Origin of the sequence: Pseudomonas sp. BIGb0164, assembly GCF_024810135.1 — a bacterium.
Lineage (GTDB): Bacteria > Pseudomonadota > Gammaproteobacteria > Pseudomonadales > Pseudomonadaceae > Aquipseudomonas.
In genome coordinates this window covers 840,069-864,362 of sequence record NZ_JANUEA010000001.1, presented here as the reverse complement: position 1 = coordinate 864,362, position 24,294 = coordinate 840,069, and the positions used below count along the sequence as shown (strand labels likewise).

Sequence of the window (24,294 nt, the reverse complement as noted above, 5' to 3'; positions counted from 1 at the left end):
GCTTTCATGTACGAGTCCCCAAGCTGGCTGCATGAGTTGTGGATCGCCCGGGATACCCTGTGGGCGGGCTTTCAGGCCAGTGTTTATGTGTCGGCCCTGGCGATCATCTTCGGCACCCTGATCGGCATTGTCGCCGGGTTGATCCTGACCTACGGCAAGTTCTGGATGCGTGCGCCGTTTCGCCTGTATGTCGACCTGATCCGTGGCACCCCGGTGTTCGTGCTGGTGCTGGCGTGTTTCTACATGCTGCCGGCGCTCGGTTGGCAGATCACCGCGTTCCAGGCTGGTGCCGTCGGGCTGACGCTGTTCTGCGGCTCCCACGTTTCGGAAATCGTGCGCGGTGCGCTGCAAGCCATTCCCCGTGGGCAACTGGAAGCGGGCAAGGCCATCGGCCTGACGTTCTACCAGTCCCTGGGCTACGTGCTGCTGCCCCAGGCGCTGCGCCAGATCCTGCCGACCTGGGTCAATTCCTCCACGGAAATCGTCAAGGCCTCCACCTTGCTCTCGGTGATCGGCGTGGCCGAGTTGCTGCTCAGTACCCAGCAAGTCATCGCGCGCACCTTCATGACCCTGGAGTTCTACCTGTTCGCAGGCTTTATGTTCTTTGTCATCAACTACGCCATCGAGTTATTCGGGCGCTACATTGAAAAGCGGGTGGCCTTGCCATGAACCAACCTCAAACCAACCAACCGCTGCTGAATATCCGCGGCCTGCGTAAACAATACGGCCAGGTCGAAGTGCTCAAGGGCGTCGACCTGTCCATGCAGCGCGGCAACGTGGTGACGTTGATCGGCTCCAGCGGCTCGGGCAAGACCACGCTGCTGCGCTGCGTCAACCTGCTGGAAGAATTCCAGGGCGGGCAGATCACCCTGGACGGCGAGTCCATCGGCTACAGCGAAATCGCCGGCAAGCGCGTGCGTCACCCCGAGCGCGTGATCGCCCAGCACCGCGCGATGACCGGCATGGCGTTCCAGCAGTTCAACCTGTTCCCGCATTTGACCGCCTTGCAGAACGTCACACTCGGCCTGCTCAAGGTCAAGAAGATGGGCAAGGACGAAGCCGTGGCCCTCGCCGAAAAATGGCTGGACCGTGTCGGCCTGCTGGAGCGTCGCAACCATTTCCCCGGCCAGCTTTCCGGCGGCCAGCAACAACGTGTGGCGATTGCCCGCGCCATTGCCATGAACCCGAGCCTGATGTTGTTCGACGAAGTCACCTCGGCCCTCGACCCGGAGCTGGTGGGCGAAGTGCTCAGCGTGATCAAGGGCCTGGCGGAAGAGGGCATGACCATGTTGCTGGTCACCCACGAAATGCGCTTTGCCTATGAAGTGTCCGACAAGATCGTTTTCATGAACCAGGGCCGCATTGAAGAGCAGGGCACCTCGAAGGACATTTTCGAACGCCCGCAATCGCCGCGCCTGGCGGAATTTCTCAAGAACATTCGTTTTTAATCAGGAGCACAGTGTTATGAGCATTACTCGTTACGGCACCGGCAGCACCGCCGGCGGCGGCCAACCCCGTCCTTTCGCCCGTGCGGTGGAAGCCGACGGCTGGCTCTACGTCTCGGGCCAGGTGCCAGCGGTGGACGGTGAGATCATCAACGGCGGGATCATCGAGCAAACCCGGCAGACCATGCGCAATGTGGTGGCGATCCTCGAAGAAGCCGGTTACGAATTGAAAGACGTGGTACGCGTTGGCGTCTGGCTGGAAGACCCACGGGACTTCTGGAGTTTCAACAAGGTCTTCGGCGAATACTTCACCCCGGAACACGCCCCGGCGCGCGCCTGTGTGCAGGCCAACATGATGGTCGATTGCAAGGTGGAGATCGATTGCGTGGCGTACAAGAAAAAAGGCTAAATTGCCCGACTCTTGATATCACAGAAGATCAAATGTGGGAGCGGGCTTGCTCGCGAATGCAGTGGGTCAGTCACAGATGCATTCACTGACACACTGCATTCGCGAGCAAGCCCGCTCCCACAGGGGATCGCCTATGCAGCACATACCTTTGACCGGACCCACACTGCCATGACCGAAGACACCATCAAACGCCGCGCCAAAGGACTGGACCGTGCGTTCGATATCCTCGATTTTCTCAAGGAAATCGGCCAGCCCCTGCGCCCGAATGATATTGCCAGCGGCATTGGCAGCCCCAAGTCCACCGTCTACGAGCTGGTGGCTTCGCTGCTTGAGCGGCGCATCCTCGAGACCGTGGGCAAGGACGGTCACGTCTACCTGGGCCGCCAGCTGTACTTTCTGGGCCAGGCGCACCTGCGTCATTTCGACCTGACCCGCGAGGCCGATCACGCCTTGCAGGAAATTGTCAGCCAGACCCACGAAACCGCGCAGATGTGCCTGCTCAACGGGCGCAAATACACGGTGGCGCTGATGCGTGAAGGCGAGCGGCATTTCCGTATTTCCTCAGACATCGGCGAAAACGCGCCGATCCCCTGGACCGCCTCCGGGCGCCTGCTGCTGGGGCACCTGAGCGATCAGCAGATCATCGACCTGATCGACTACGATGACTTCATCCTGCCGGATGGCCAGCGCTTGCCGCTGGAAACCTTCCTGGCGCAAATCCGTCAGGCCACCCTCGATGGCTTCTTTTCCTTCGACAGCGTGGCCGACACCTTTACCCATTGCTTTGCCGCCCCGGTACGGGACGCGCAAGGCATCAGCATCGCGACCCTGTGCATCGTTGCACCCCGGGCCGACGCGATCAAAAACTACAACGACTATCGCCGGGTGTTGATCGACAGCGCCAACAACCTGGCCCGTCGCATCAACGAATAGGAGCATTTCATGTCTGCCATCAACGCCGTTGAAAAAGGCGCCGCCGCCGTCGGTGCCCACTTGGTCCGTGACGTCAGCCTGCCGGCCCTGGTGCTGCACCGCGACGCCTTGGAACACAACATTCGCTGGATGCAGCAGTTTGTCAGCAACAGCGGTGCCGAGCTGGCGCCCCATGGCAAGACCAGCATGATGCCGGCGCTGTTTCAGCGCCAGATCGAGGCCGGCGCCTGGGGCATCACCCTGGCCAACGCCGTGCAGACCCGCGCCGCCTATGCCGGTGGCGTGCGCCGTGTGTTGATGGCCAACCAACTGGTGGGCGCGCCGAACATGGCGCTGATCGCCGACCTGCTGGCCGACAAGGATTTTGATTTTCACTGCATGGTCGATCACCCGGACAACGTCGCCGACCTGGGCCTGTTCTTCGCCGCCCGTGGCCTGCGCCTGAACGTGATGATCGAATACGGCGTGGTCGGTGGTCGTTGCGGTTGCCGCAGCGAGCAGGAAGTGCGCGACCTGGCGAAGGCGATCAAGGCCCAGCCGGCCCTGGCCCTCACCGGCATCGAAGGCTATGAAGGCGTGATCCATGGCGAGCACGCCATCAGCGGCATCCGCGCGTTTGCGGCGAGCCTGGTGCGCCTGGCGGTCGACTTGCAGGACAGCGGTCATTTCGACCTGCCCAAGCCCATCGTCACCGCCTCGGGTTCGGCCTGGTACGACCTGATCGCCGAATCGTTCGAAGCACAGAACGCCGCTGGCCGCTTCCTCAGCGTGTTGCGCCCGGGCAGTTATGTGGCTCATGACCATGGTATCTACAAAGAGGCGCAATGCTGTGTGCTTGACCGTCGCAGCGACCTGAACGAAGGCCTGCGTCCGGCCCTGGAAGTCTGGGCCCACGTACAGTCGCTGCCTGAGCCGGGGTTTGCGGTGATCGCCCTGGGCAAGCGCGACGTGGCCTACGACGCCGGTCTGCCGGTGCCGCTCAAGCGCTACAAGGCGGGTATTTTGCCGGCAGAAGGCGATGACGTCGGCGCGTGCAAGGTCACGGCGGTGATGGACCAGCACGCGTTCATGACCGTGGCGCCGGGGGTCGAGCTGCGTATTGGCGACATCATTTCGTTCGGTACTTCCCACCCGTGCCTGACCTTTGACAAGTGGCAGGTGGGGTGTCTGGTGGATGAGCAGTTGCAGGTGATCGAGAGCTTGCATACCTGCTTCTAGACCGCGTCGCTCCCTTCGCGAGCAAGCCCGCTCCCACCTTTGAAATGCATTCCAATGTGGGAGCGGGCTTGCTCGCGAAGAGGCCATCAGCCACACCCGAGATGCTTGCCATGACCACCCAACCCCGCATCGCCCTCATCGGCGAATGCATGATCGAACTGCAACACCGCGCCGACGGCAGCCTGCACCAGAGCTTCGGCGGCGATACCCTGAACACGGCGGTGTACCTGCGCCGTGAACTGGGCAGCACCGGTAGCGTCGACTACGTCACCGCCCTGGGCGATGACAGCTTCAGTGATGCCATGTGCCAGCAATGGGCCGAAGAAGGCCTGGGCCTGGGCATGGTTCAGCGCCTGCCTGGGCGCTTGCCGGGCTTGTACTGCATCCAGACCGACGCCAACGGCGAGCGCAAATTCCTCTACTGGCGCAACGAAGCTGCCGTGCGCGACTGCTTCACCACGCCTGCAGCCGAGCCGATCCTGGCTGCCTTGCCAGGCTATGACGTGGTGTATTTCAGCGGCATCACCCTGGCGGTGCTGGGTGAAGTCGGGCGTGCGCGCCTGCTGCACACCTTGATCGAAACCCGTCGGCAAGGGGGCCAGGTGGTGTTCGACAACAACTACCGGCCGCGCCTGTGGACGTCTGTTGAAGCCGCGCGTGCGGCGTATCACCAGGTGATGGCCGAGGTGGATGTTGCCTTGCTCACGGAAGATGACGAGCGGGCGTTGTTTGGCTATGAAGACAGCGAGCAGGTGTTCGCGGCGTACCCGGCGATTGTCGAGGTGGTGCTCAAGCGTGGAGCGGATGCCTGTTTGATCCGTTGCGCGGGTGAGCGCTTCGCAGTGCCGGCCATCAAGGTTGCGAAGGTAGTGGACACGACGGCGGCGGGGGATTCGTTCAGCGCGGCGTACCTGGCGAGTCGGCTCAAGGGTGGTTCGCCTGAACAGGCTGCACGGGCCGGGCATCAGTTGGCCAGTCGGGTCATTCAGATTCCAGGGGCTTTGATTCCTCGTTGAATGGCCGCCTGCGGCGGTTCGCGGGCAAGCCCGGCTCCCACCATTGATCGGTGTACGCCGTCCAATGTGGGAGCTGGCTTGCCTGCGATAGCGGTTTACAGCCAAGCCCCTTAGTCGCGGTAGAACACCTGCACCAGGTGATACCCGAACTTGCTCTTGATTGGCCCGTGCACCACCTTCACCGGCTTCTTGAAGATCACCGCATCAATCGCCCCCACCATCTGCCCGGGCCGCACTTCACCCAAGTCGCCCCCACGCTTGCCCGACGGGCAAGTGGAGTACTTCTTGGCCAGCACATCAAAGGCTTCGCCCTTGGCGATGCGCTGCTTGAGCTGTTCGGCTTCTTCGCTGGTTTTAACCAGGATGTGACGGGCTAGGGCTTTCATGCGGGTTACCTTGCAACGGTCAAACGTAAGGGCGCGCGATTATGCCTGAACTCACTCGACGACGCTGATCATGCTGCGGATTTTCGTGGCCAGCAGGTCGATGGAAAACGGTTTGGCCACCATGTCCATGCCGTCCTCCAAAAAGCCTTGGCGTTCGGCGGCTTTTTCAGCGTAGCCGGTCATGAACAACACGCGCAGGCCAGGCCTGTGCTGACGGGCGATTTCCGCCAGTTGCCGGCCGTTCATGCCGGGCAGGCCCACATCGGTCACCAGCAGGTCCACGCGCAGATCCGACTCCAGCAGCGGCAGCGCCGTGCGCGCATCCGCCGCCTGGTGCGCGGTGTAGCCCAGTTCATCCAGTACGTTGACCACCAGCATGCGCACAGCCGGGTCGTCCTCGACCACCACCACGGCCTCGCCGGCCAGTGCCAGCGGCGCTTCGCTCAAATGCTCCGGCAGGTTGCTTTCCAGCGCCGTGCCATGCAGGCGCGGCAGGTACAGGCGTACGCAGGTGCCCTGGCCGGGTTCGCTGTGAATGGTCACATGCCCACCGGATTGTTGGGCAAAGCCATAGATCATCGACAAGCCCAGGCCGGTGCCTTGGCCGATGGGCTTGGTGGTGAAGAAGGGGTCGAACGCTTTGGCGAGGATTTTCGGCGCCATGCCGGTGCCGTTGTCGCACACGCCAAGCATCACGTAGTCGCCGGCCTTCACCGGTTCGAGGGTGGTGATGTCGGTGCCGTCCAGGTAGCTGTTGGCGGTTTCGATCAGCAACTCGCCGCCATCGGGCATGGCGTCGCGCGCGTTGATCACCAGGTTGAGCAGGGCGTTTTCCAGTTGGCTCGCATCGGTGTTGACCGGCCAGATATCGCGGCCCAGTTGCACCTTGAGCGTGATATGCGCGCCTTTGGTGCGACGGAACAAGTCCTCAAGCGAAGCGACCAGCTGGTTCGGGTCCAGCGGGCGACGGTCCAGCGACTGGCGCCGCGAGAACGCCAGCAGCCGGTGGGTGAGGGCGGCCGCGCGGTGGGCCGATGAGACGGCGGCGTCGGTAAAGCGGCCGATTTCATCGCTGCGCCCGGCCGCGATGTAGCGCTGCATCAGGTCCAGGCTGCCGATGATGCCGGTGAGCATGTTGTTGAAGTCGTGGGCAATGCCCCCGGTAAGCTGGCCCACCGCTTCCATTTTTTGCGCGTGCCGCAGGGCATCTTCGGCCCGCTCGCGTTCGAACATTTCGTTCTGCAGGCGCTGGTTGGCTTCGGCCAGGGCCTGAGTGCGCTGGGCCACACGTTCTTCGAGGTTTTCGTTGAGGTGCCGCAGGGCTTCTTCGGTGAGCTTGCGTTCGGTTTCGTCGATCACAAAGATGTAGAAACCATTCACCGAGCCGTCATTGCTGAAACGCGGCAGGTACTTCATCAGCGCGTGGCGCGGGCGGCCGTCGCGGTGCGGGGTGATGGTCATGAAGCTGCACGCCTTGCCCTTGAGGGCGGCGGCGATCTTGTCGGCGCGCCCGGCATACACCTCGTCGCCGAGCACTTCGCGGATGGTCTTGCCGTACAGCTCCTGGGGCGTCATGCCATACCACTCCAGGTACGCGCTGTTGTTCAGGCGAAAACGCTGTTCGTGATCCACGTAGCCGATCAACACCGGCATGGCGTTGATGATCAGCTGCAATTCGGTCTGGCTTTGGCGCAGCGCCTGCTCGGTGTGCTTGCGCTCGGTCAGGTCCAGCGCGGCGCCGAGAAAACGCGCTGGGCGACCCTGATGGTCCTGATAGCAGCGACCCCGGGCGAATACCCAGCGCACCTGGCCGTCGGCCTGCAACAGGCGGTATTCCTCGGCGTATTCGGTGCCGAAGGTGATGCAATGCTTGATGCTGCGCGCCACCATCCCACGGTCTTCGGGGTGTACGCCTTGCAGGTAGTCACTGATGGGCAACAGCCCGGCGCTGTTCGGGTCGACACCGTGCAGGTAGGCGAAGTGCGCGTCGGCGATGAAGCGGTCTTCGCCGATGTCCCAATCCCAGGTGCCCACCGCGTCGGTGGCGGCCAGGGCAAGCTGCAGGCGTTGTTCGGTGTTGTGCTGGGCCTTGCGCCGTTCGTTGGTTTCGATGGCGGTGACCAGGATGCCGGCGACGGTGCCGCTTTCGTCGCGGATCGGGCTGTAGGTCAGGTCCAGCCAGATTTCGGTGTCGCGGTTGTTGCGCTGCAGCACGAAGCGCTGCTCGCTGAAGGTGCGCACCTGGCCGCTGAGCACGGCGTCGTAGATCGGCGCTGTAAAGCCCTCGAGTTCTGGCCAGGTCTGGTGCGCCGGCTGGCCCAGGGCCTCGGGGTGCTTGTTGCCCGCCAGTTGGGCGAAGCCGTCGTTGTACAGCTGGGTGAGGTGGCTGCCCCACAGCAGCAACATCGGCATGGGGGAATGCACGACGATATCCACGGCTGTGCGCAGGCTTTGTGGCCAATCGTTGGCCGCACCGAGTGGGCTTTGCGCCCAGTCCAGCCGCGCAATCAATGCAGCGGCCTCGCTACCGGTGGAGGTGTCCTTCATGAAAAAGCCCTGAGCGTAACGCTTTGAAAGATGACAACACCCATTATCCCGTGTGCCGGGCGTGGGTGACTACCCCCGAAAAATAGCATGCATTGGGGGTTTGTCTTCAAATCCGAGCATCAGGGCTGAAACCTTTCATCTTTACGCCAATTCCGGGCGGTCACGAAACTGCTCCAGCGCCTCCGGGTTGGCCAGGGCATCGGTGTTTTTCACCGGCTCGCCGTGTACCACGTTGCGCACCGCCAACTCGACGATCTTGCCGCTGATGGTGCGGGGGATATCCGTGACGGCAACAATCTTTGCCGGTACATGGCGTGGCGTGGTGTTGGCGCGGATCACCTGGCGGATCTGCTGCTCCAGGGCCTCATCCAGCGCGAGGCCGTCGGTGAGGCGCACGAACAACACCACTCGCACATCGTCCTGCCAGCGCTGGCCGATGGCCAGGCTTTCCAGCACCTGGGGCACCTTTTCCACCTGGCGATAAATCTCGGCCGTGCCAATGCGCACGCCACCGGGGTTGAGCACGGCGTCGGAGCGCCCATGGATCAGCAGGCTGCCGTTGGGGCGTTGCTCGGCGTAGTCGCCCTGGGCCCAGACCCCGGGGAACTGGCTGAAGTAGGAGGCGCGCAGCTTCTGCTGGCCGGGGTCGTTCCACAGGCCGATGGGCATGGCGGGGAAATGCCGGGTGCACACCAGTTCGCCTTTTTCACCGACCAAGGCTTGGCCCTGATCGTCCCAGACCTCAATGGCCATCGCCAGGCTCTTGCACTGCATCTCGCCACGGCGCACCGGCAGCACCGGGTTACCGATCACAAAGCAGGAGACGATATCGGTACCGCCGGACATGGATGACAGACACAGCTCACCTTTGATCTCGCGATACACATAGTCGTAGCTCTGGGGCGACAGCGGCGAACCCGTGGAAATCAGGCCCTTGAGGCTGCCCAGGTCATGGCTAAAACGCGGTTGCAGCCCGGCCTTTTCCAGGGTGGCGAGAAACTTGGGGCTGGTGCCGAACACGCTGATCTTTTCTGCGTCAATCAGGTCGATCAGGCGTTCGGGTCCTGGGTGGAAAGGTGAACCGTCATACAGCACGGCGGTGGCGCCGATGGCCAGTACCGACACCAGCCAGTTCCACATCATCCAGCCGCAGGTGGTGTAGTAGAACAGGCAGTCGTCCCGGGACAGGTCGGCGTGCAGGCCGTGTTCCTTGAGGTGGGTGAGCAGCACGCCACCGGTGCCGTGGATGATGCACTTGGGCACGCCGGTGGTGCCGCTGGAATAGAGGATGTACAGCGGGTGATCGAAGGGCACGGCGACGAATTCAGGCACGCCGCCCGGTTGGTAGAAGTTGCTCCACAGCGTCACAGTTGCCTGGGTTTGATAGTCCTCAACCCGCGCCTGAGGCCGGGCATACGGCACGATGATCAGCTGTTCCAGGGACGGCAGTCGTTCGAGGATTTCATTGAGCTTGGCGGTTTGGTCGATCTCCTTGCCGGCGTAACGGTAACCGGCACAGGTGATCAGCACCTTGGGTTCGATCTGGCCGAACCGGTCGATCACGCCTTGGGTGCCAAAATCCGGTGACGAACACGACCAGATCGCCCCGAGGCTGGTGGTGGCGAGCATGCCCACCAGGGTTTGCCAGGTGTTGGGCATGCACGCCGCGACGCGGTCGCCCTGAACCACACCGGCCGCCCGCAGGCGTTGTTGCAGGCCGGCCACGTGGGCGGCCAGTTCGGCGTAGGTCAGTTGTTCGCGTTGGCCGTCTTCGCTGATCGCCACCACGGCGGGGTGATCATCGCGGCGGCGCAGCAGGTGCTCGGCAAAATTCAGGGTGGCCCCGGGGAACCACTGGGCGCTGGGCATCTCGGCGTCTTCGATCAGTACGGCGCTGGGCGGGCTGCGAAATTGCACGTCAAAGAACGCGACGATGGCCCGCCAGAAATCAGGGCGCTGGTCGATGCTCCACTGGTGCAGGGCCGGGTAGTCGTTGAGCTGCACGCCGTGGCGGTCGTTGATGTAGCGACGGAACTGATCCATGCGCGTGGTGGCGATGCGTTCCGGGGAGGGTTGCCAGAGGATGTCGGACATTGCGAGATCTCTTGTTCTTATACAAATCTACGTAACTACACAGTTCTAAATTGTGGGAGCTGGCTTGCCTGCGATGGCGGTGTGTCAGTTGGCTAATTTGTCTCTGTTATACCGCCATCGCAGGCAAGCCGGCTCCCACATTCGATCTCCTGTGTTTGATCTATTGGGCCAACCAGCCCCCATCAATGTTCCACGCCGCACCCCGCACCTGGCTGCCGGCTTCGCTGCACAGGAACAGTACCAGCTCACCCAACTGCGGCGGCGTCACGAACTCCAGCGACGGCTGCTTCTCCGCCAGCAAATCATGCTGCGCCTGCTGTGGGTCGACGCCGTTGGCCGCACGGTCATCGATCTGCTTCTGCACCAGCGGCGTGAGCACCCAGCCCGGGCAGATGGCGTTGCAGGTGACGTTGCTGGTGGCGGTCTCCAGGCCTACCACTTTGGTCAGGCCGATCACGCCATGTTTGGCCGCCACGTAGGCCGCCTTGCCTACCGAGCCGACCTGGCCATGCACCGAGGCGATGTTCACGATGCGCCCCCAACCCTTGGCCTTCATGCCGGGCAGGCTCAAGCGCGTACTGTGAAACACCGACGACAGGTTGATCGCGATGATCGAGTCCCAGCGTTCTGCCGGGAAGTCCTCCACCGCCGCCACATGCTGGATGCCGGCGTTGTTGACCAGGATGTCCACGCCGCCGAACTCACGCTCGGCGTAGGCAATCATGTCGGCGATCTGCGCCGGGTCGCTGACGTCAGCCGGGTGATGCCCGACCTTGCCGCCAAAGGCTTGCACCTGGGCAATCACCGTGCTGGCGTCGCCGAAGCCGTTAAGGATCAGGTTGGCGCCGGCCTTGGCCAGGCTCAGGGCAATCCCCAGGCCGATGCCGCTGGTGGAACCGGTGACCAGGGCGGTCTTGCCATTCAACGTCGTCATACAAACCTCACACAATGCCGGTGGCGTAGAAAGTACCGATCACCACGAACACCGCGAGAGTCTTGATGATCGTGATGCCGAAAATGTCCTTGTAGGCTTCGCGGTGCGTCAGGCCGGTGACCGCCAGCAGCGTGATCACCGCGCCGTTGTGGGGCAGGGTGTCCATGCCGCCGCTGGCCATGGCTGCGACGCGGTGCAGCACTTCAAGGGGGATATTGGCCGCATGGGCCGCCGAAATAAAGCTTTCGGACATGGCCGCCAGGGCGATGCTCATGCCACCCGACGCCGAACCGGTGATACCGGCCAGCAAGGTCACGGTAATCGCCTCGTTGACCAGTGGGTTGGGGATGCCCTTGAGCCAGTCCGCCAGCACCAGGAAGCCCGGCAGCGAGGCGATCACCGCGCCAAAGCCGTATTCCGAGGCGGTGTTCATCGCCGCGAGCAGCGCACCGCTGACCGCGCTTTTGCTGCCCTCGGCGAGCTTGCTCTTGATGGCCGACCAGCCGAACACCAGCACCATCAAGATGCCAACCAGCAGCGCCGCCTGCACCGCCCAGATCGCGGTGAGCTTGGCAATTTCAGTGGTCACCGGCGCGCTCATGCCGGGTAGCGCGAGGCTGTGGGTCTTGCCGTACCACTGCGGGATCCAGTGGGTGAACAGCAGGTTCATCACCCCCACCAGGATCAGCGGCGACAGCGCGATCCACGGGTTGGGCAAGGCCAGGTTGTCGGCGGTTTCCGGTTCGTTGCGCAGTTCGGTGCCATACCCTTCACCGGCGCGCTGCGCCTTGTTGCGCTGGCGCGCCAGGTAGAGCATGCCGGTGCAGAACACGAAGATCGTGCCGATCAGGCCCAGCCATGGCGCGGCCCAGGCGGTGGTGTTGAAGAAGGTGCTGGGGATGATGTTCTGGATCTGCGGCGTGCCGGGCAGGGCGTCCATGGTGAACGAAAATGCACCGAGGGCGATGGTCGCCGGGATCAGGCGCTTGGGGATATTGCTCTGGCGGAACATCTCGGCCGCAAACGGGTACACCGCAAACACCACCACAAACAGCGACACGCCGCCGTAGGTGAGCAGGGCGCACACCAGCACGATCACCAGCATGGCCTGGCGCGTGCCCAGCAGACGGATCGCTGCGGCCACGATGGAACGGGAAAAGCCCGACAGCTCGATCAGCTTGCCGAACACCGCGCCGAGCAGGAACACCGGGAAATACAGTTTGATAAAGCCGACCATCTTCTCCATGAACACCCCGGTAAAGGCGGGCGCCACGGCAGACGGGTCAGTGAGCAGGACAGCGCCAAGGGCGGCGATGGGGGCAAACAGGATAACGCTATAGCCACGGTAGGCTGCCAGCATCAACAGCGCGAGGGCTGCCAGGGCAATGATCACACTCATGGTGTGTCTCCAAATCGGATTGTTATTTTTGTGGGGATGTTGCTGTGGGGAAGGGCTATAGCGAGATGCGTGCCAATAATAATAAGTTATTGAAAGTTAAGGTTTTTTTGTATTTTTTGAATGGCGAATCTGGATGGAGTCTCAAATTGGAGACAGATGAAGTTCAGGGGTGGGAGCTGGCTTGCCTGCGATAGCGGTGGTTCAGTTGACCATTAGCCAACAGATAGGCCGCCATCGCAGGCAAGCCAGCTCCCACATTGGATTGTCTTTAAGTTGAGATTTATGTCTCATTAATGAGATTGAGCGATGCCCAGTGCCACCATCTTCTTGTACAGCGTCGACCGTCCAAGCCCCAAACGCTTGGCCGCATCGACCACATTTCCCTCGCACGCCTGCAACGCTGCCGCAATGACCTGCCGATCAAACCGCTCCCGCGCCGCGTTGAAGCTTTCGCCCTCAACCGGCGCCACCGTCGTACGCTCCACCGGCGTGAATGTGCCGATGGCCGCGTGGATTTCCTTGGCATTCAACACCAGGTCATCACTGAGCAACGCCGCCCGCTCCAGTACATTGCGCAGCTCGCGGATGTTCCCCGGCCATGCGTGTTGTGCCAGCAGCGCCAAGGCCTCGCGGTCCAGTTCATGCTGGCTGCGCAGCTCCTCCAGGATCGCCTCGCTCAGCGCCGGAATATCTTCCAGCCGTTCACGCAAGGGCGGTACGTGGATGGGCAGTACATTCAGCCGGTAATACAGGTCGGCGCGAAACTCGCCGCGCTTGATCGCCGCTTCCAGGTCCATGGACGTGGCGGCAATCACCCGCACGTCACTGTGCAGCATCTCGTTGGAGCCCACGGGCTCGAACTCTTTCTCCTGCAACACCCGCAGCAGTTTGCTTTGCAGCGGCAGGGGCATGTCGCCGATTTCATCGAGGAACAGCGTGCCGCCCTGGGCAATCTGGAACTTGCCGGGACGGCCCTTGCGATCGGCGCCGGTAAACGCGCCGGGCGCGGTGCCGAAGAACTCGGCCTCCAGCAGATCCCCCGGGATGGCGGCGCTGTTGATGCTGACAAAGGCCTTGTGCGCTCGCGGCGAAGCACCATGAATCGCTTGGGCCAGCAACTCCTTGCCGGTGCCGGTTTCCCCCAGCAGCAACACCGGCGATTCGGCACTCGCACTGCGCCGTGCGCGACGCTTGACTTCAAGGCTGGCCGCGCTGGTGCCGATAAAGTGCGCAAAGTTGTACTTGCTCTGCCGTGAGCGCAACAGCGAGCGGGTCGAGGCCAGTTCCTGCTGCATGCTCAGGTAGCGCTCGATCAACGGCGACAGGTTGCGCAGCTCATCAAACAGCGCAAAGCCGATGGCCCCGATCACGGCACCGGCGTCGTCGTGGATCGGCAGGCGCATCACCACCAGCGGGCCTTTGGGCGTGTCCTGGATATCCAGCAGGATCGGCTGGTCATTGCGCACCACCTGGCGCAACAGGCTGTTGGAAATCACCTGCTCGCAAGGTTGGCCAATCGCCTCGTCGGCGCTCTTGAGGCCGAAACGCTTGGCGTAGCGCTCGTTCATCCAGACGATATTGGCGTCGCGGTCGACAATCACCGTGCCTTCGCTGGACTGCTCGATGATCTCGAACAGCGACTGGATGGCCAGGCCGCGAACCTGCTGGTAGTCCTTGAGGCTTTCGGTGATGTTCATAGTCAGGGCGTCAACACAAATTAGGGATGGGGTGTGATCCTGTGGGAGCGGGCTTGCTCGCGAAGGCGGTGTGTCAGCCAGTATATTCGGTACTGATGCACCGCTTTCGCGAGCAAGCCCGCTCCCACAAGGGGGCAAGCGTTTATAAGGGAATGTGCGCGGCAGCCAGCAGCTCTTTGGTGTACGGATGCTGCGGGGCTTCGAACACCGCATGGCTCGCGCCACGCTCCACCACCTTGCCGTCCTTGACCACGATCATGTCGTGGGCCATGGCCCGCACCACCGCCAGGTCATGGCTGATGAACAGGTAGGTCAGGCCATACTTTTCCTGCAGCTCGCGCAGCAACGTCACCACCTGCTTCTGCACCGTGCGGTCGAGGGCCGAAGTGGGCTCGTCCAGCAGCATCAGCGCCGGCTTGAGCACCAGGGCGCGGGCGATGGCGATGCGTTGGCGTTGACCACCGGAAAACTCATGGGGGTAACGATGCCGGCTCTCAGGGTCGAGGCCCACGTCCTTGAGCACCTGGATCACCTGGGCGTCGCGGTCGGCCAGGCTGCACGGCGCATGCACTTCCAGGCCCTCACTGATGATCTGCTGCACTGACATGCGTGGGCTGAGGCTGCCGTAAGGGTCCTGGAACACCACCTGCATCTGTTTGCGCCACGGGCGCATCTGCTGGTGGTTCAGCGGGTCGAGGGCCTCGCCCTGGAAACGGATGCTGCCGGTGGAATCCAGCAGGCGCAGGATCGCTTGGCCGAGGGTGGACTTGCCCGAGCCGGACTCGCCGACAATCCCCAGGGTCTTGCCGCGCTGCACGCTGAGGCTGATGCCGTCCACCGCGCGCAGGTAGGTCTTGCGTTGGAACAGCCCGCCACTCAACGGAAACTGCACGGTGAGGTCGTCCACTTGCAACACCGTCTCGTGGACGTCGCTGCACAACGGTTCGCCTGCCGGTTCAGCGTCCAGCAGCAGGCGGCTGTAAGGGTGTTGCGGCGCGTTGAACAAGGCCTGGCAGTCGGCTTGCTCGACGATTTCGCCTGCGCGCATCACGCACACCCGCTGGGCAATGCTGCGCACCAGGTTGAGGTCATGGCTGATCAGCAGCAGCGACATGCCCAGGCGTTGCTGCAACGACTTGAGCAACAGCAGGATCTTGCGCTGCACCGTCACGTCCAGCGCAGTGGTGGGCTCATCGGCGATCAGCAGCTCCGGCTCGCAGGCCAGGGCCATGGCGATCATCACCCGCTGGCGCTGGCCACCGGAGAGTTGATGCGGGTAAGCCTTGAGCCGTTCCTGGGGTTTTTGAATGCCCACCAGTTCCAGCAGTTCAAGGATGCGTGCCTGCGCCGCCTTGCCCCCCAGGCCTTTGTGCAGCAGCAGGGTTTCGCCGATCTGCTTTTCGATGCTGTGCAAAGGGTTCAGGGACGTCATCGGCTCCTGGAAGATCATCGCAATGCGGTTGCCCCGCAGCTTCTGCAGGGTGGCCGTCGACGCGCCGATCAGCTCCTGGCCGCGGTATTTGATGGAGCCAGTCGTCGTCGTGCCGGCTTCCGGCAGCAATTGCAGGACCGAGTGGGCCGTCACCGACTTGCCCGAGCCGGACTCGCCCACCAGCGCCAGGCATTCGCCGGGGCGCACGTCCAGGCACAGGTCCCGCACCACGGTCTGGCCGCTGAAGGCGACGCTGAGGTCGCGTATTTCGATCAGGTTCATAGGCGGTCACTCATGAGCGGGGGTCGAAGGCATCACGCAATGCCTCGCCGATAAAGACCAGCAGCGACAGGATCAGCGCCAGTGTGAAGAAGGCCGTCAGGCCCAGCCAGGGCGCTTGCAGGTTCTGTTTGCCCTGGGCGATCAGTTCGCCCAGGGACGCGCTGCCGGCGGGCATGCCAAAGCCAAGGAAATCCAGGGCGCTCAGGGTGGAAATCGCCCCGGTCAAGATGAATGGCAGGTAACTCAAGGTGGCGGTCATGGCATTGGGCAGGATGTGCCGGCGGATGATCTTGCCATCGCCCAGGCCCAGGGCCCGCGCTGCCTTGACGTATTCCAGGTTGCGCCCGCGCAGGAACTCGGCGCGCACCACGTCCACCAGGGCCAGCCAGGAAAACAGCGCCATGATCCCCAGCAGCCACCAGAAGTTGGGCTCCACGAACCCCGACAGGATGATCAACAGGTACAGCACCGGCAGCCCTGACCACACTTCCAGCACGCGCTGGCCGAGCAAGTCCACCCAGCCGCCGTAATAGCCTTGCAGCGCACCGGCCGCGATACCGATGGCGGCGCTGATGGCGGTGAGTGCCAGGGCAAACAGAATCGACACCCGCGCACCAAAGATCACCCGCGCCAGCACATCCCGCGACTGGTCATCGGTGCCCAGCCAGTTCACCGCCGACGGCGGGCTGGGGGCAGGGCGGGTCAGTTCGTAGTTGGGCGTGTCTTCACTGAAAGGAATGGGCGGGAACAGCATCCAGCCACCGTCGTGCTCGATCAGCTTTTTCACGTAGTCACTGCGGTAGTCGGCCTGGAACGGCAGCTGCCCGCCGAACTGTTGCTCGGTGTAGCGCTTGAACACCGGGAAATACAGCTCGTTCTTGAAACTCAGCACCAGGGGTTTGTCATTGGCGATCAGCTCGCCGCCCAGGGTCAGGATAAACAGGCCGATGAACAGCCACAGCGACCACCAGCCGCGACGGTTCTTCTTGAACCGCTCGAAACGGCGACGTGCCACAGGAGACAGATTGAGCATCAGGCGTTCCTCGCGGCAAAGTCGATACGCGGGTCCACCAGGGTGTAGCAGAGGTCACCGATGAGTTTGATCAAGAGGCCGAACAACGTGAAGATAAACAGCGAGCCGAACACCACCGGATAGTCCCGGGAGAGGGCGGCCTCGTAGCTCATGCGCCCCAGGCCATCAAGGGAAAAGATCACCTCGATCAGCAAGGAACCGGCGAAGAACACCGCGATAAACGCCTGGGGAATCCCGGAAATCACCAGCAGCATGGCGTTGCGAAACACATGGACATAAAGCACACGGCGTTCACTCAAGCCTTTGGCCCGGGCAGTCACCACGTACTGGCGCGTGATTTCATTGAGGAACGAGTTCTTGGTGAGGATGGTCAAGGTTGCGAACCCGCCGATGACCAGCGACGTTACCGGCAATATCAGGTGCCAGAAGTAGTCGGCGATCTTGCCCACGGTGCTCAGTTCTTCGAAGTTTTCCGAGACCAGCCCGCGCACCGGGAACCAGTTCAGCGAGGTGCCACCGGCGAACACCACAATCAGGAACATCGCAAACAGAAACGCCGGCATCGCGTAGCCGATCACGATGGCGGTGCTGCTCCATACATCAAAGCTGCTGCCATGGCGTACCGCCTTGCGGATACCCAACGGGATCGACACCAGGTAGGTGATCAAGGTGGCCCACAGGCCCAGGGAGATGGTGACGGGCATTTTTTCCAGGATCAGGTTGATCACCGTCTTGCCACGAAAGAAACTGTTGCCGAAATCCAGCTTTGCGTAGCTCTTGAGCATCAGCCACAGGCGTTCCGGTGCCGGCTTGTCGAAGCCGTATTGTTTTTTGATGTCCTCTATCAGTTTCGGGTCCAGGCCACGGCTGGCGCGGGAGCCCGTGCCAGCGCCATCACCCGCGGCACCGCCGACGCCACCGCCGCCGATGCCTTGCAGGTGGGCAATGGCCTGTTCCACCGGGCCGCCGGGGGCGGCCTGCACGATCACGAAATTCACCAGCAGGATGATCACCAGGGTCGGGATGATCAGCAGCAAGCGCCGCACGATATAGGCAAACATCAGCGGGTCCCTCCGCGTTTTTTCAACTCGGCTTGCATTTGTTCATTGGTCAACGGCACGGGACTGATTTCCCACCAGGTTTCCAGGGCCTCGTCGTTCTTGGCTTCAACGGCCGGGCGACCGAAGCGGTTCCACCAGGCGGCGGAGGTGCCGGGCGGGTAGTAGTTGGGAATCCACAGGTAGCTCCATTGCAGCACCCGGTCCAGCGCATGGGCGTAGGTGAGCATCTGCGCCTGGGTGTTGGCCTTGACCAGGCCCTGGATCAAGCTGTCGACGGCCGGATCCTTGAGCACCATGTAGTTGTTGGCACCCGGGTCGTAAGCCGCTGCCGAGCCAAAGTAGTTGTACAGCTCCATGCCCGGCGAGGTGGTGACCGGGAAACCGATGACGATCATGTCGTAGTCACGCGCCATGATCCGGTTTACGTATTGCGACGAGTCGATGCGGCGTATGTTCAGGGTGATGCCGATCTGCGCCAGATTGCGTTTGTACGGCAGCAACAGGCGCTCCATGCCGGCCTGGGCGTTGAGAAAGGTGAATTCCAGCGGCTCGCCGTCGGCGTTCACCAATCTGTCGCCCTTGGGTTTCCAGCCGGCTTGTTCGAGCAGGGCCAGGGCCTGCAATTGTTTGTCGCGAATCATGCCGCTGCCGTCAGTGACGGGCGCCTTGAACACTTGGGTGAACACCTCGTCGGGGATCTTTCCGCGCAGCGGTTCGAGGATGGCCAACTCTTCTTTGGTCGGCAGTTGGCTGGCAGCCAGCGGGCTGTTGGAGAAGAAACTCTGCTGGCGGATGTACATATTGCGCATCATCTGCCGGTTGGCCCACTCGAAGTCCCACAGCATCGCCAAGGCCTGGCGCACACGACGGTCCTTGAACATCGGTTTTTGCACGTTGAACACATAACCCTGGGCCGGCTGCGGCATCTCTTTGGCCAGGTGGTCGCGTTGCAGGCGGCCATCGTCGAGGGCCGGGCCGTTGTAGCCGATGGAATAGCCGGTGGCGGAGAACTCGCGGTTGAAGTCGTAGGCGCCGCCACGGATCACCTGGCGCGCCACTTCGGTGTCGCCGAAGTACTCCAGGCTCAGGTGGTCGAAATTGTACAGGCCACGGCTGACGGGCAGGTCCTTGCCCCACCAGTTGGGGTCGCGGGTGAAGGTGATGGTGCTGCCGGAATCGATCTTGCTGATCGTGTAGGGGCCACTGCCCAGCGGGGCTTCGTAGCCGCCACCGTTGGCGAAGTCGCGGGTTTTCCACCAGTGCTCGGGGAACACTGGCAGGGTGGCGATATCCAGGGGCAGGGTGCGGTTTTCATTGCTGGAAAAATCGAAGCGGACCTGGCGCTCGCCTTCGACTTCGACGTGCTTGACGTCGGCGAACAGGGTGCGAAAACGCAGGCTGCCCTGGGTCATCAGCAGGTCGAAACTGTAGCGCACGTCTTCGGCGGTGATCGGCGTGCCGTCGGCAAAGCGTGCCTTGGGGTTCAGGTAGAAGCGCAGCGACAGGCCGTCGTCGGCGCGCTCCATTTTTTCGGCCACCAGGCCGTACACCGTATAGGGCTCATCCAGGGAGCGCTGGGCCAGGGGCGCATACAGCCAGCCGTCGACCTGGGACACGCCGATGCCTTTGTCGATATATGGCAGCACGTGGTCGAAACGCCCGATCTCGATGGCGGAGCGCTTGAGGCTGCCGCCCTTGGGGGCGTTGGGGTTGGCATAGTCGAAATGGGTGAAACCGGCGGGGTACTTGGCCGGTTCGCCGTAGACCGTGAGGTAAGTCTGCGGGGCCGCGATCACGGCCGAGCTGGCCAACAGCAGGGCCAGGGCAGAGCTGAGCAGGGGGATGGGAAAAGCCAATCGCATTATCAGCCTTGAGCGCCGGGTGAACAGGAATAAGGATTTGTACGCTAACGGCGTGAGCGTCGCCAGTCATCACATGCACAACGGCCCACCAGAGGGCGGGCCGTTGTTTATAGCATCAATGCAGACAGGATCAGTCCTGGCGGCTGGTGACTTCCAGCAGGTGGTAACCGAACTGGGTTTTCACCGGGCCTTGCACGGTGTTGACCGGGGCGCTGAACACGACGGTGTCGAATTCCTTGACCATCTGGCCTGGACCGAACGAACCCAGGTTGCCGCCGTCGCGGCTGGAAGGGCAGCTGGAGTTGGCTTTGGCGATCTCTGCGAAATCGGCGCCGCCTTCGATTTGGGCCTTGAGTTCGTTGCACTTGTCTTCAGTGGAAACGAGGATGTGACGGGCGGTTGCTTTGGCCATGGGGAGTAACTCCTTGAGTAAAAAGGGTGAGCCTACCGGATTCAGGCGGTTATTTCCTGGCAAAGTTCCCATGGATTGTCTCAGCGGCCTTTTGGCCTCTACACAACTTTAGAGTAGTGCAGCGTACCTGTGGGAGGGGGCTTGCTCCCGAAGGCGATAGCATTGCCTCATCAGGATCTGGCTACGAAACTCAATGTAGGAGCTGGCTTGCCGGCGATGGCTATGTGTATGGCTCTGGAGCTTTTTGGTCGGAGTACATATCCGTTTCTTCGGTAATGACTGCTTATGGTTCCGCCCTTACGGCGGCTCACTTTTGAAAAGCCGGAATGCCGGCCCAGCCAAAAGTAAGCAAAAGGCTCTTGCCCCAACACTCGGCACCTCGCTCACGCTCGGTGTGCCCGTAATCCGACAGGTATTTGGAGGGCCGCCGCCACGCGCCATCCATGGCGCGTGGCGGCTAAACCGGCATCCCTGCCGGTTTACCCCCCAAATCCCTGCCGAATTCCGGCCAGCGTGTTTGACGGGGCGCTTTAGATCAAGATCAAAAGCAAAGCAAAGCAAAGCAAAGCAAAAACCTTCACGCGCGGGCCATCGCTCCGCTGCGGGTCAGCCATTCGATGAACAGCGCGAACAGCTCGGCCTGGGAATTGATTGCCAGCTTGGTGTACAGGTTCTTACGGTGCATGCGCACGGTTTCTGGCGAAATGCCCAGCACCTGGGCGGTGGATTTTACCGAGTGCCCGCGCAGGATCAGGTGGGCGATTTCACGCTCGCGTACGGTGAGCACGCCGCTGCCAAAGCCCATGAACGCCGCTTCGATCTGCTGGTGCGCCTGGGTCTGGCTGTACGCCTCGTCACTGATCACCTTGGCCAACCCGCCGGTGGTACCAAACCGGCGCAGTAACTCGCGGACCATCGCCTGGGTCGCCTCCTGCACCGCCAATTGCTCCTCGGTGAACTGCCCGGCACTCAGGCCCTGGAACATGCACAGCGAAATCTTGCTCTGGGGGCACAGGTCAACGATGTAGTAACTCTCTTGGGCACCGCCGCTGCGCAGGTAGTAGGTCTTGTAGTACTCGCTGTTGAAAAAGTCATCTGGAGCAATTTGGGCCAGGTGGTAAAAACCTTCTGCCAGGCCCTTGTCCACCGCCAGGCAAAACGGGTCCAGCAGGTAGCCGCGGGAAAAATAGCGGTGGATGATTTCGTCTTGATACGCCCGAGGAATGCCTTGCTGATACAGCAGGTGCGGTGGCTGGCCCTGGCGCTCCAGGCTGATCATCATCGATTCGATCGGGGTGAGGGTGCACAGCGCGGCGGCTAGGTGTTCGAGGAACGAGGCCTCATCCACATGGACCAACGCCTGGGCCAGGGCGTGGTGCCAGGTTTGCAGTTGCTGCAGGGTTGGGGCAGGGCTGGCTGTGGTCATGGCAGCCAGTCTACCCGGCTGCCAGCGCCCAGGCAAAAACGCCGAGACGGGCTCGGCGTTATGGCTCATCGGCCTTGATACTCGCCGCTTTCACGCAGTTCAGCGGCCGTATCGAGGATGCACTGGCGCAAGGTCTCCACGATTTCGTCGACTTGGGCGTGGGTGATGATCAGCGGCGGTGACATCACGTTCAGGTGTCCAATGGGGCGTACCAACAAACCTTTGGCCTGGGCGCGCAGGTGGATTTTTTCACCGATGTTGACCGCATCCGGCAACAAGGCCTTGGTGCGTTTGTCCGCGACGAATTCAATACAAGCCATCAAGCGCTGGCACCGGATGTCCCCCACCAGCGGCAACTCGGCCAGGGTCTGCAGGCGTTGTTCCAGGTACACGCCGACGTCTTCCACATGGGCCAGCAGTTGTTCGCGCTCAATGATCTCGATGTTTTTCAACGCGGCCACGCAACTGACCGGGTGCCCGCTGTAGGTGAACCCGTGGGTAAAGCAGCGGCCTTTGCCCGGCTCGCCAATCACCTGCCAGATGCGGTCGGAGAAAATGCACGCACCCAGGGGCAGGTAGCCTGAGGTCAGGCCCTTGGCCGTGGTGATGATGTCGGGCTGCATGCCGAACACGTCTTCGGAAGCAAAGAATGCCCCCAGGCGCCCGAACGAAGTGACCACCTCATCGGCGACGTAAAGCAAGTCGTAGCGCTGGCAGATTTCCCACATGCGGCGGTGGTAGCCCTTGGGCGGGATGATCACGCCGCCGGAGCCCATGATCGGTTCGGCGAAGAATGCCGCCACATTGTCGGCGCCGAGGGTCAGGATCTTGTCTTCGAACTCGTTCACCAGGAAGTCGAGGAAGTCCGCCTCGCTCATCCCCTCCGGCGCCCGGTAGTAGTTGGGGCAGGAGATGTGGTGGAACAGGTCGCTCATGAAATCGAACTCGGGCGCGCGGTCGGCGGCCTTGTTGCCGATGGACATGGTCAGGAACGTGGAGCCGTGATACGCACTGAAACGCGAAATGATGTGCTTCTTGGCCGTTTTGCCACGGCTGTTCTGGTAGAACTGCACCAACCGGTAGGCGGTGTCCACGGCGGTAGAGCCACCCGTGGTGAGGAACACGTGGTCGAGGTCACCGGGTGCCAGGCTGGCAAGCTTGGCACACAGTTCGATGGCTGTGGTGTTGGCCATGTCGCAGAACGGATTGGAGTAGGCCAGTTGGCGCACCTGGTTGGCGATGGCCTCGGCCATTTCCTCACGACCCAAGCCGATATTCGTACACCACATGCCGCCCACCGCATCCAGGTAGCGGTTGCCGTGGGTGTCGTAGATGTAGGCGCCGTTACCCACCGCGATATTCAGCGAGCCTTGCTCACGGTGTTCATCGAACATGTGAAAACCGTGCATGTAGTGGGCTTTGTCGGCGGCGTCCAGCTTGTCATGGTCAAACTGGGCGAAAAAAACAGGATTTGGCAGAGTCATGGCATTTACCTTCAAAGGCTGGGGTTCACTTGCCGGTCTTCACGGCATTCCAGGTACGGGTGATCAGGCGCACCGCGGCCTGGGGTTGGCTTTTTTGCGTGAACAAACGCTGCATCGTCGTCGGGTCGGGGTAGATGGCCGGGTTGTCGCGGATATCGGCGTTGACCAGCGGCTTGGACGCCAGGTTGCTGTTGGCGTAATGGATGGTGTTGCTGACGCCGGCCATGGTGCTCGGTTGGAGCAGAAACTCGATGAACTTATGGGCATTGGCCACATGGGGCGCGTCGGCCGGGATGTAGAAATTATCGAACCAGATCAGCGAACCCTCCTTGGGAATGAAGTAGTCCAGCTTGACCTTGGCCCCGGCCTCGGTGGCGCGAGCCTGGGATGTGGCGTAATCGCCAGACCAGGTGGTTGCCAGGCACAGGTCGCCGTTGGCCAGGCCGTTGATGAAACCGCTGGAATCAAATTTGCGAATGTAAGGGCGCACTGCCATCAGCACATCCTGGGCGGCCTTCAGGTCCTTGGGCGCCACACTGTTGGGGTCCAGGCCGAGGTAGGTCAGGGCCAGGGGGATCATGTCGGTGGGTGAGTCCATGAAGGTGATGCCGCAGTCGGCAAACCGGGCGATGACCTTGGGATCGAAGATCATCGCCAGGGAACCGATAGGCGCATCCGGCATGCGCGCCTTGATCATGTCGACGTTATAGGTCACGCCGTTGCTGCCCCAGGTGTACGGTGCCGAATAGGTGACACCCGGGTCATGGGCCTCAAGACTCTTGAGCACCACGGGGTCGAGGTTTTTCCAGTCGGGCAGTTGGGTCTTGTCCAGCGGCTGGAACACCTTGCCCTTGATCAACAGCGGCACGAGGGAGGCGTTGAGCAGCGCCAGGTCGTAGCCGGAACGCCCAGAGAGCAATTTGCCCTGCACGGTTTCGTAGGAGTCGTAGGTGTCGTAGATCACCTTGATCCCCGTGGCCTTCTCGAAGTCGGCCAGGGTGGTGTCGCCGATGTAGTCCGCCCAGTTATAGATGCGCAAGGTATTGCCCGGGTCATCAGCGGCGTGGCTCAGGGTTGAAGTGGCCAACAGGGCGACGCTGAACAGGGCGATTAAGGCTTTATGCATGGGGACCCACCTTGTGTTGTGCTTGTTATCAGGCTGAGGGACTGATTGCACTGTCAGGCAGGTGGCAGGTGTGCGCCATACCCCGTTCGGGTAGGGGG

General features: G+C 62.0%; 20 protein-coding genes. 6 read left to right on the top strand and 14 right to left on the bottom strand.

The window, feature by feature from the left end; genetic code table 11:
• Positions 1-6 precede the first annotated feature (6 nt).
• The 6 genes from M2394_RS03760 to M2394_RS03735 all read left to right on the top strand — a co-directional run bounded on the left by M2394_RS03760 (position 7) and on the right by M2394_RS03735 (position 5,021).
• Complete coding sequence (locus M2394_RS03760; RefSeq protein WP_016976586.1) at positions 7-669, top strand: amino acid ABC transporter permease; 663 nt, start codon at positions 7-9, stop codon at positions 667-669.
• Positions 666-1,448, top strand: a complete 783-nt coding sequence (locus M2394_RS03755; RefSeq protein WP_065907741.1) for an amino acid ABC transporter ATP-binding protein — start codon at positions 666-668, stop codon at positions 1,446-1,448. Before M2394_RS03760 ends, M2394_RS03755 begins: the two co-directional genes overlap by 4 nt.
• Before the next feature lie 16 nt (positions 1,449-1,464).
• The gene (locus M2394_RS03750; RefSeq protein WP_032896881.1) at positions 1,465-1,854 is read left to right on the top strand and encodes a RidA family protein; all 390 of its coding nucleotides are present in this window, start codon (positions 1,465-1,467) and stop codon (positions 1,852-1,854) included.
• 168 nt (positions 1,855-2,022) lie between these two features.
• A complete protein-coding gene (locus M2394_RS03745; protein ID WP_106580124.1) occupies positions 2,023-2,787 on the top strand; it encodes an IclR family transcriptional regulator in 765 nt (254 codons plus the stop codon).
• 9 nt (positions 2,788-2,796) lie between these two features.
• Positions 2,797-4,005 (top strand): amino acid deaminase, encoded by a 1,209-nt coding sequence (locus M2394_RS03740; RefSeq protein ID WP_178922345.1) that lies wholly within the window; start codon positions 2,797-2,799, stop codon positions 4,003-4,005.
• 110 nt (positions 4,006-4,115) lie between these two features.
• Complete coding sequence (locus M2394_RS03735) at positions 4,116-5,021, top strand: sugar kinase (protein ID WP_259171673.1); 906 nt, start codon at positions 4,116-4,118, stop codon at positions 5,019-5,021.
• Between the two features lie 110 nt (positions 5,022-5,131).
• Here M2394_RS03735 and M2394_RS03730 read toward each other — a convergent pair whose 3' ends face one another.
• The 14 genes from M2394_RS03730 to M2394_RS03665 all read right to left on the bottom strand — a co-directional run bounded on the left by M2394_RS03730 (position 5,132) and on the right by M2394_RS03665 (position 24,196).
• Positions 5,132-5,407 carry a peptidylprolyl isomerase gene (locus M2394_RS03730; RefSeq protein WP_060752567.1) on the bottom strand — a complete coding sequence of 92 codons (276 nt, stop codon included), beginning with the start codon at positions 5,405-5,407 and terminating at the stop codon, positions 5,132-5,134.
• A gap of 51 nt (positions 5,408-5,458) precedes the next feature.
• The gene (locus M2394_RS03725; protein WP_178922349.1) at positions 5,459-7,954 is read right to left on the bottom strand and encodes a PAS domain-containing sensor histidine kinase; all 2,496 of its coding nucleotides are present in this window, start codon (positions 7,952-7,954) and stop codon (positions 5,459-5,461) included.
• 141 nt (positions 7,955-8,095) lie between these two features.
• Positions 8,096-10,048 carry an acetoacetate--CoA ligase gene (locus M2394_RS03720; RefSeq protein ID WP_259171672.1) on the bottom strand — a complete coding sequence of 651 codons (1,953 nt, stop codon included), beginning with the start codon at positions 10,046-10,048 and terminating at the stop codon, positions 8,096-8,098.
• Between the two features lie 160 nt (positions 10,049-10,208).
• On the bottom strand, positions 10,209-10,982 hold the full coding sequence (locus M2394_RS03715; RefSeq protein WP_178922353.1) for a 3-hydroxybutyrate dehydrogenase: 774 nt from the start codon (positions 10,980-10,982) through the stop codon (positions 10,209-10,211).
• A 7-nt stretch (positions 10,983-10,989) separates the two neighbouring features.
• On the bottom strand, positions 10,990-12,381 hold the full coding sequence (locus M2394_RS03710) for a GntP family permease (RefSeq protein WP_178922355.1): 1,392 nt from the start codon (positions 12,379-12,381) through the stop codon (positions 10,990-10,992).
• 290 nt (positions 12,382-12,671) lie between these two features.
• Positions 12,672-14,078: a sigma-54-dependent Fis family transcriptional regulator gene (locus M2394_RS03705; protein ID WP_259171671.1), complete on the bottom strand. Its 1,407-nt coding sequence runs from the start codon at positions 14,076-14,078 to the stop codon at positions 12,672-12,674.
• Positions 14,079-14,220: 142 nt separating this feature from the next.
• Positions 14,221-15,792, bottom strand: coding sequence for an ABC transporter ATP-binding protein (locus M2394_RS03700; protein ID WP_259171670.1), 1,572 nt, complete (start codon positions 15,790-15,792; stop codon positions 14,221-14,223).
• A 10-nt stretch (positions 15,793-15,802) separates the two neighbouring features.
• Positions 15,803-16,825, bottom strand: coding sequence for an ABC transporter permease (locus M2394_RS03695; protein ID WP_178922361.1), 1,023 nt, complete (start codon positions 16,823-16,825; stop codon positions 15,803-15,805).
• Complete coding sequence (locus M2394_RS03690; RefSeq protein WP_259171669.1) at positions 16,825-17,886, bottom strand: microcin C ABC transporter permease YejB; 1,062 nt, start codon at positions 17,884-17,886, stop codon at positions 16,825-16,827. Before M2394_RS03690 ends, M2394_RS03695 begins: the two co-directional genes overlap by 1 nt.
• Positions 17,886-19,748 (bottom strand): extracellular solute-binding protein, encoded by a 1,863-nt coding sequence (locus M2394_RS03685; protein ID WP_259171668.1) that lies wholly within the window; start codon positions 19,746-19,748, stop codon positions 17,886-17,888. Before M2394_RS03685 ends, M2394_RS03690 begins: the two co-directional genes overlap by 1 nt.
• 130 nt (positions 19,749-19,878) lie before the next feature.
• A complete protein-coding gene (locus tag M2394_RS03680; RefSeq protein ID WP_010210937.1) occupies positions 19,879-20,160 on the bottom strand; it encodes a peptidylprolyl isomerase in 282 nt (93 codons plus the stop codon).
• A 577-nt stretch (positions 20,161-20,737) separates the two neighbouring features.
• A complete protein-coding gene (locus M2394_RS03675; protein ID WP_259171666.1) occupies positions 20,738-21,586 on the bottom strand; it encodes a response regulator transcription factor in 849 nt (282 codons plus the stop codon).
• A gap of 65 nt (positions 21,587-21,651) precedes the next feature.
• On the bottom strand, positions 21,652-23,070 hold the full coding sequence (locus M2394_RS03670) for an aminotransferase (RefSeq protein ID WP_259171665.1): 1,419 nt from the start codon (positions 23,068-23,070) through the stop codon (positions 21,652-21,654).
• 25 nt (positions 23,071-23,095) lie between these two features.
• Positions 23,096-24,196 (bottom strand): polyamine ABC transporter substrate-binding protein, encoded by a 1,101-nt coding sequence (locus M2394_RS03665; protein WP_259171664.1) that lies wholly within the window; start codon positions 24,194-24,196, stop codon positions 23,096-23,098.
• Positions 24,197-24,294 lie beyond the last annotated feature (98 nt).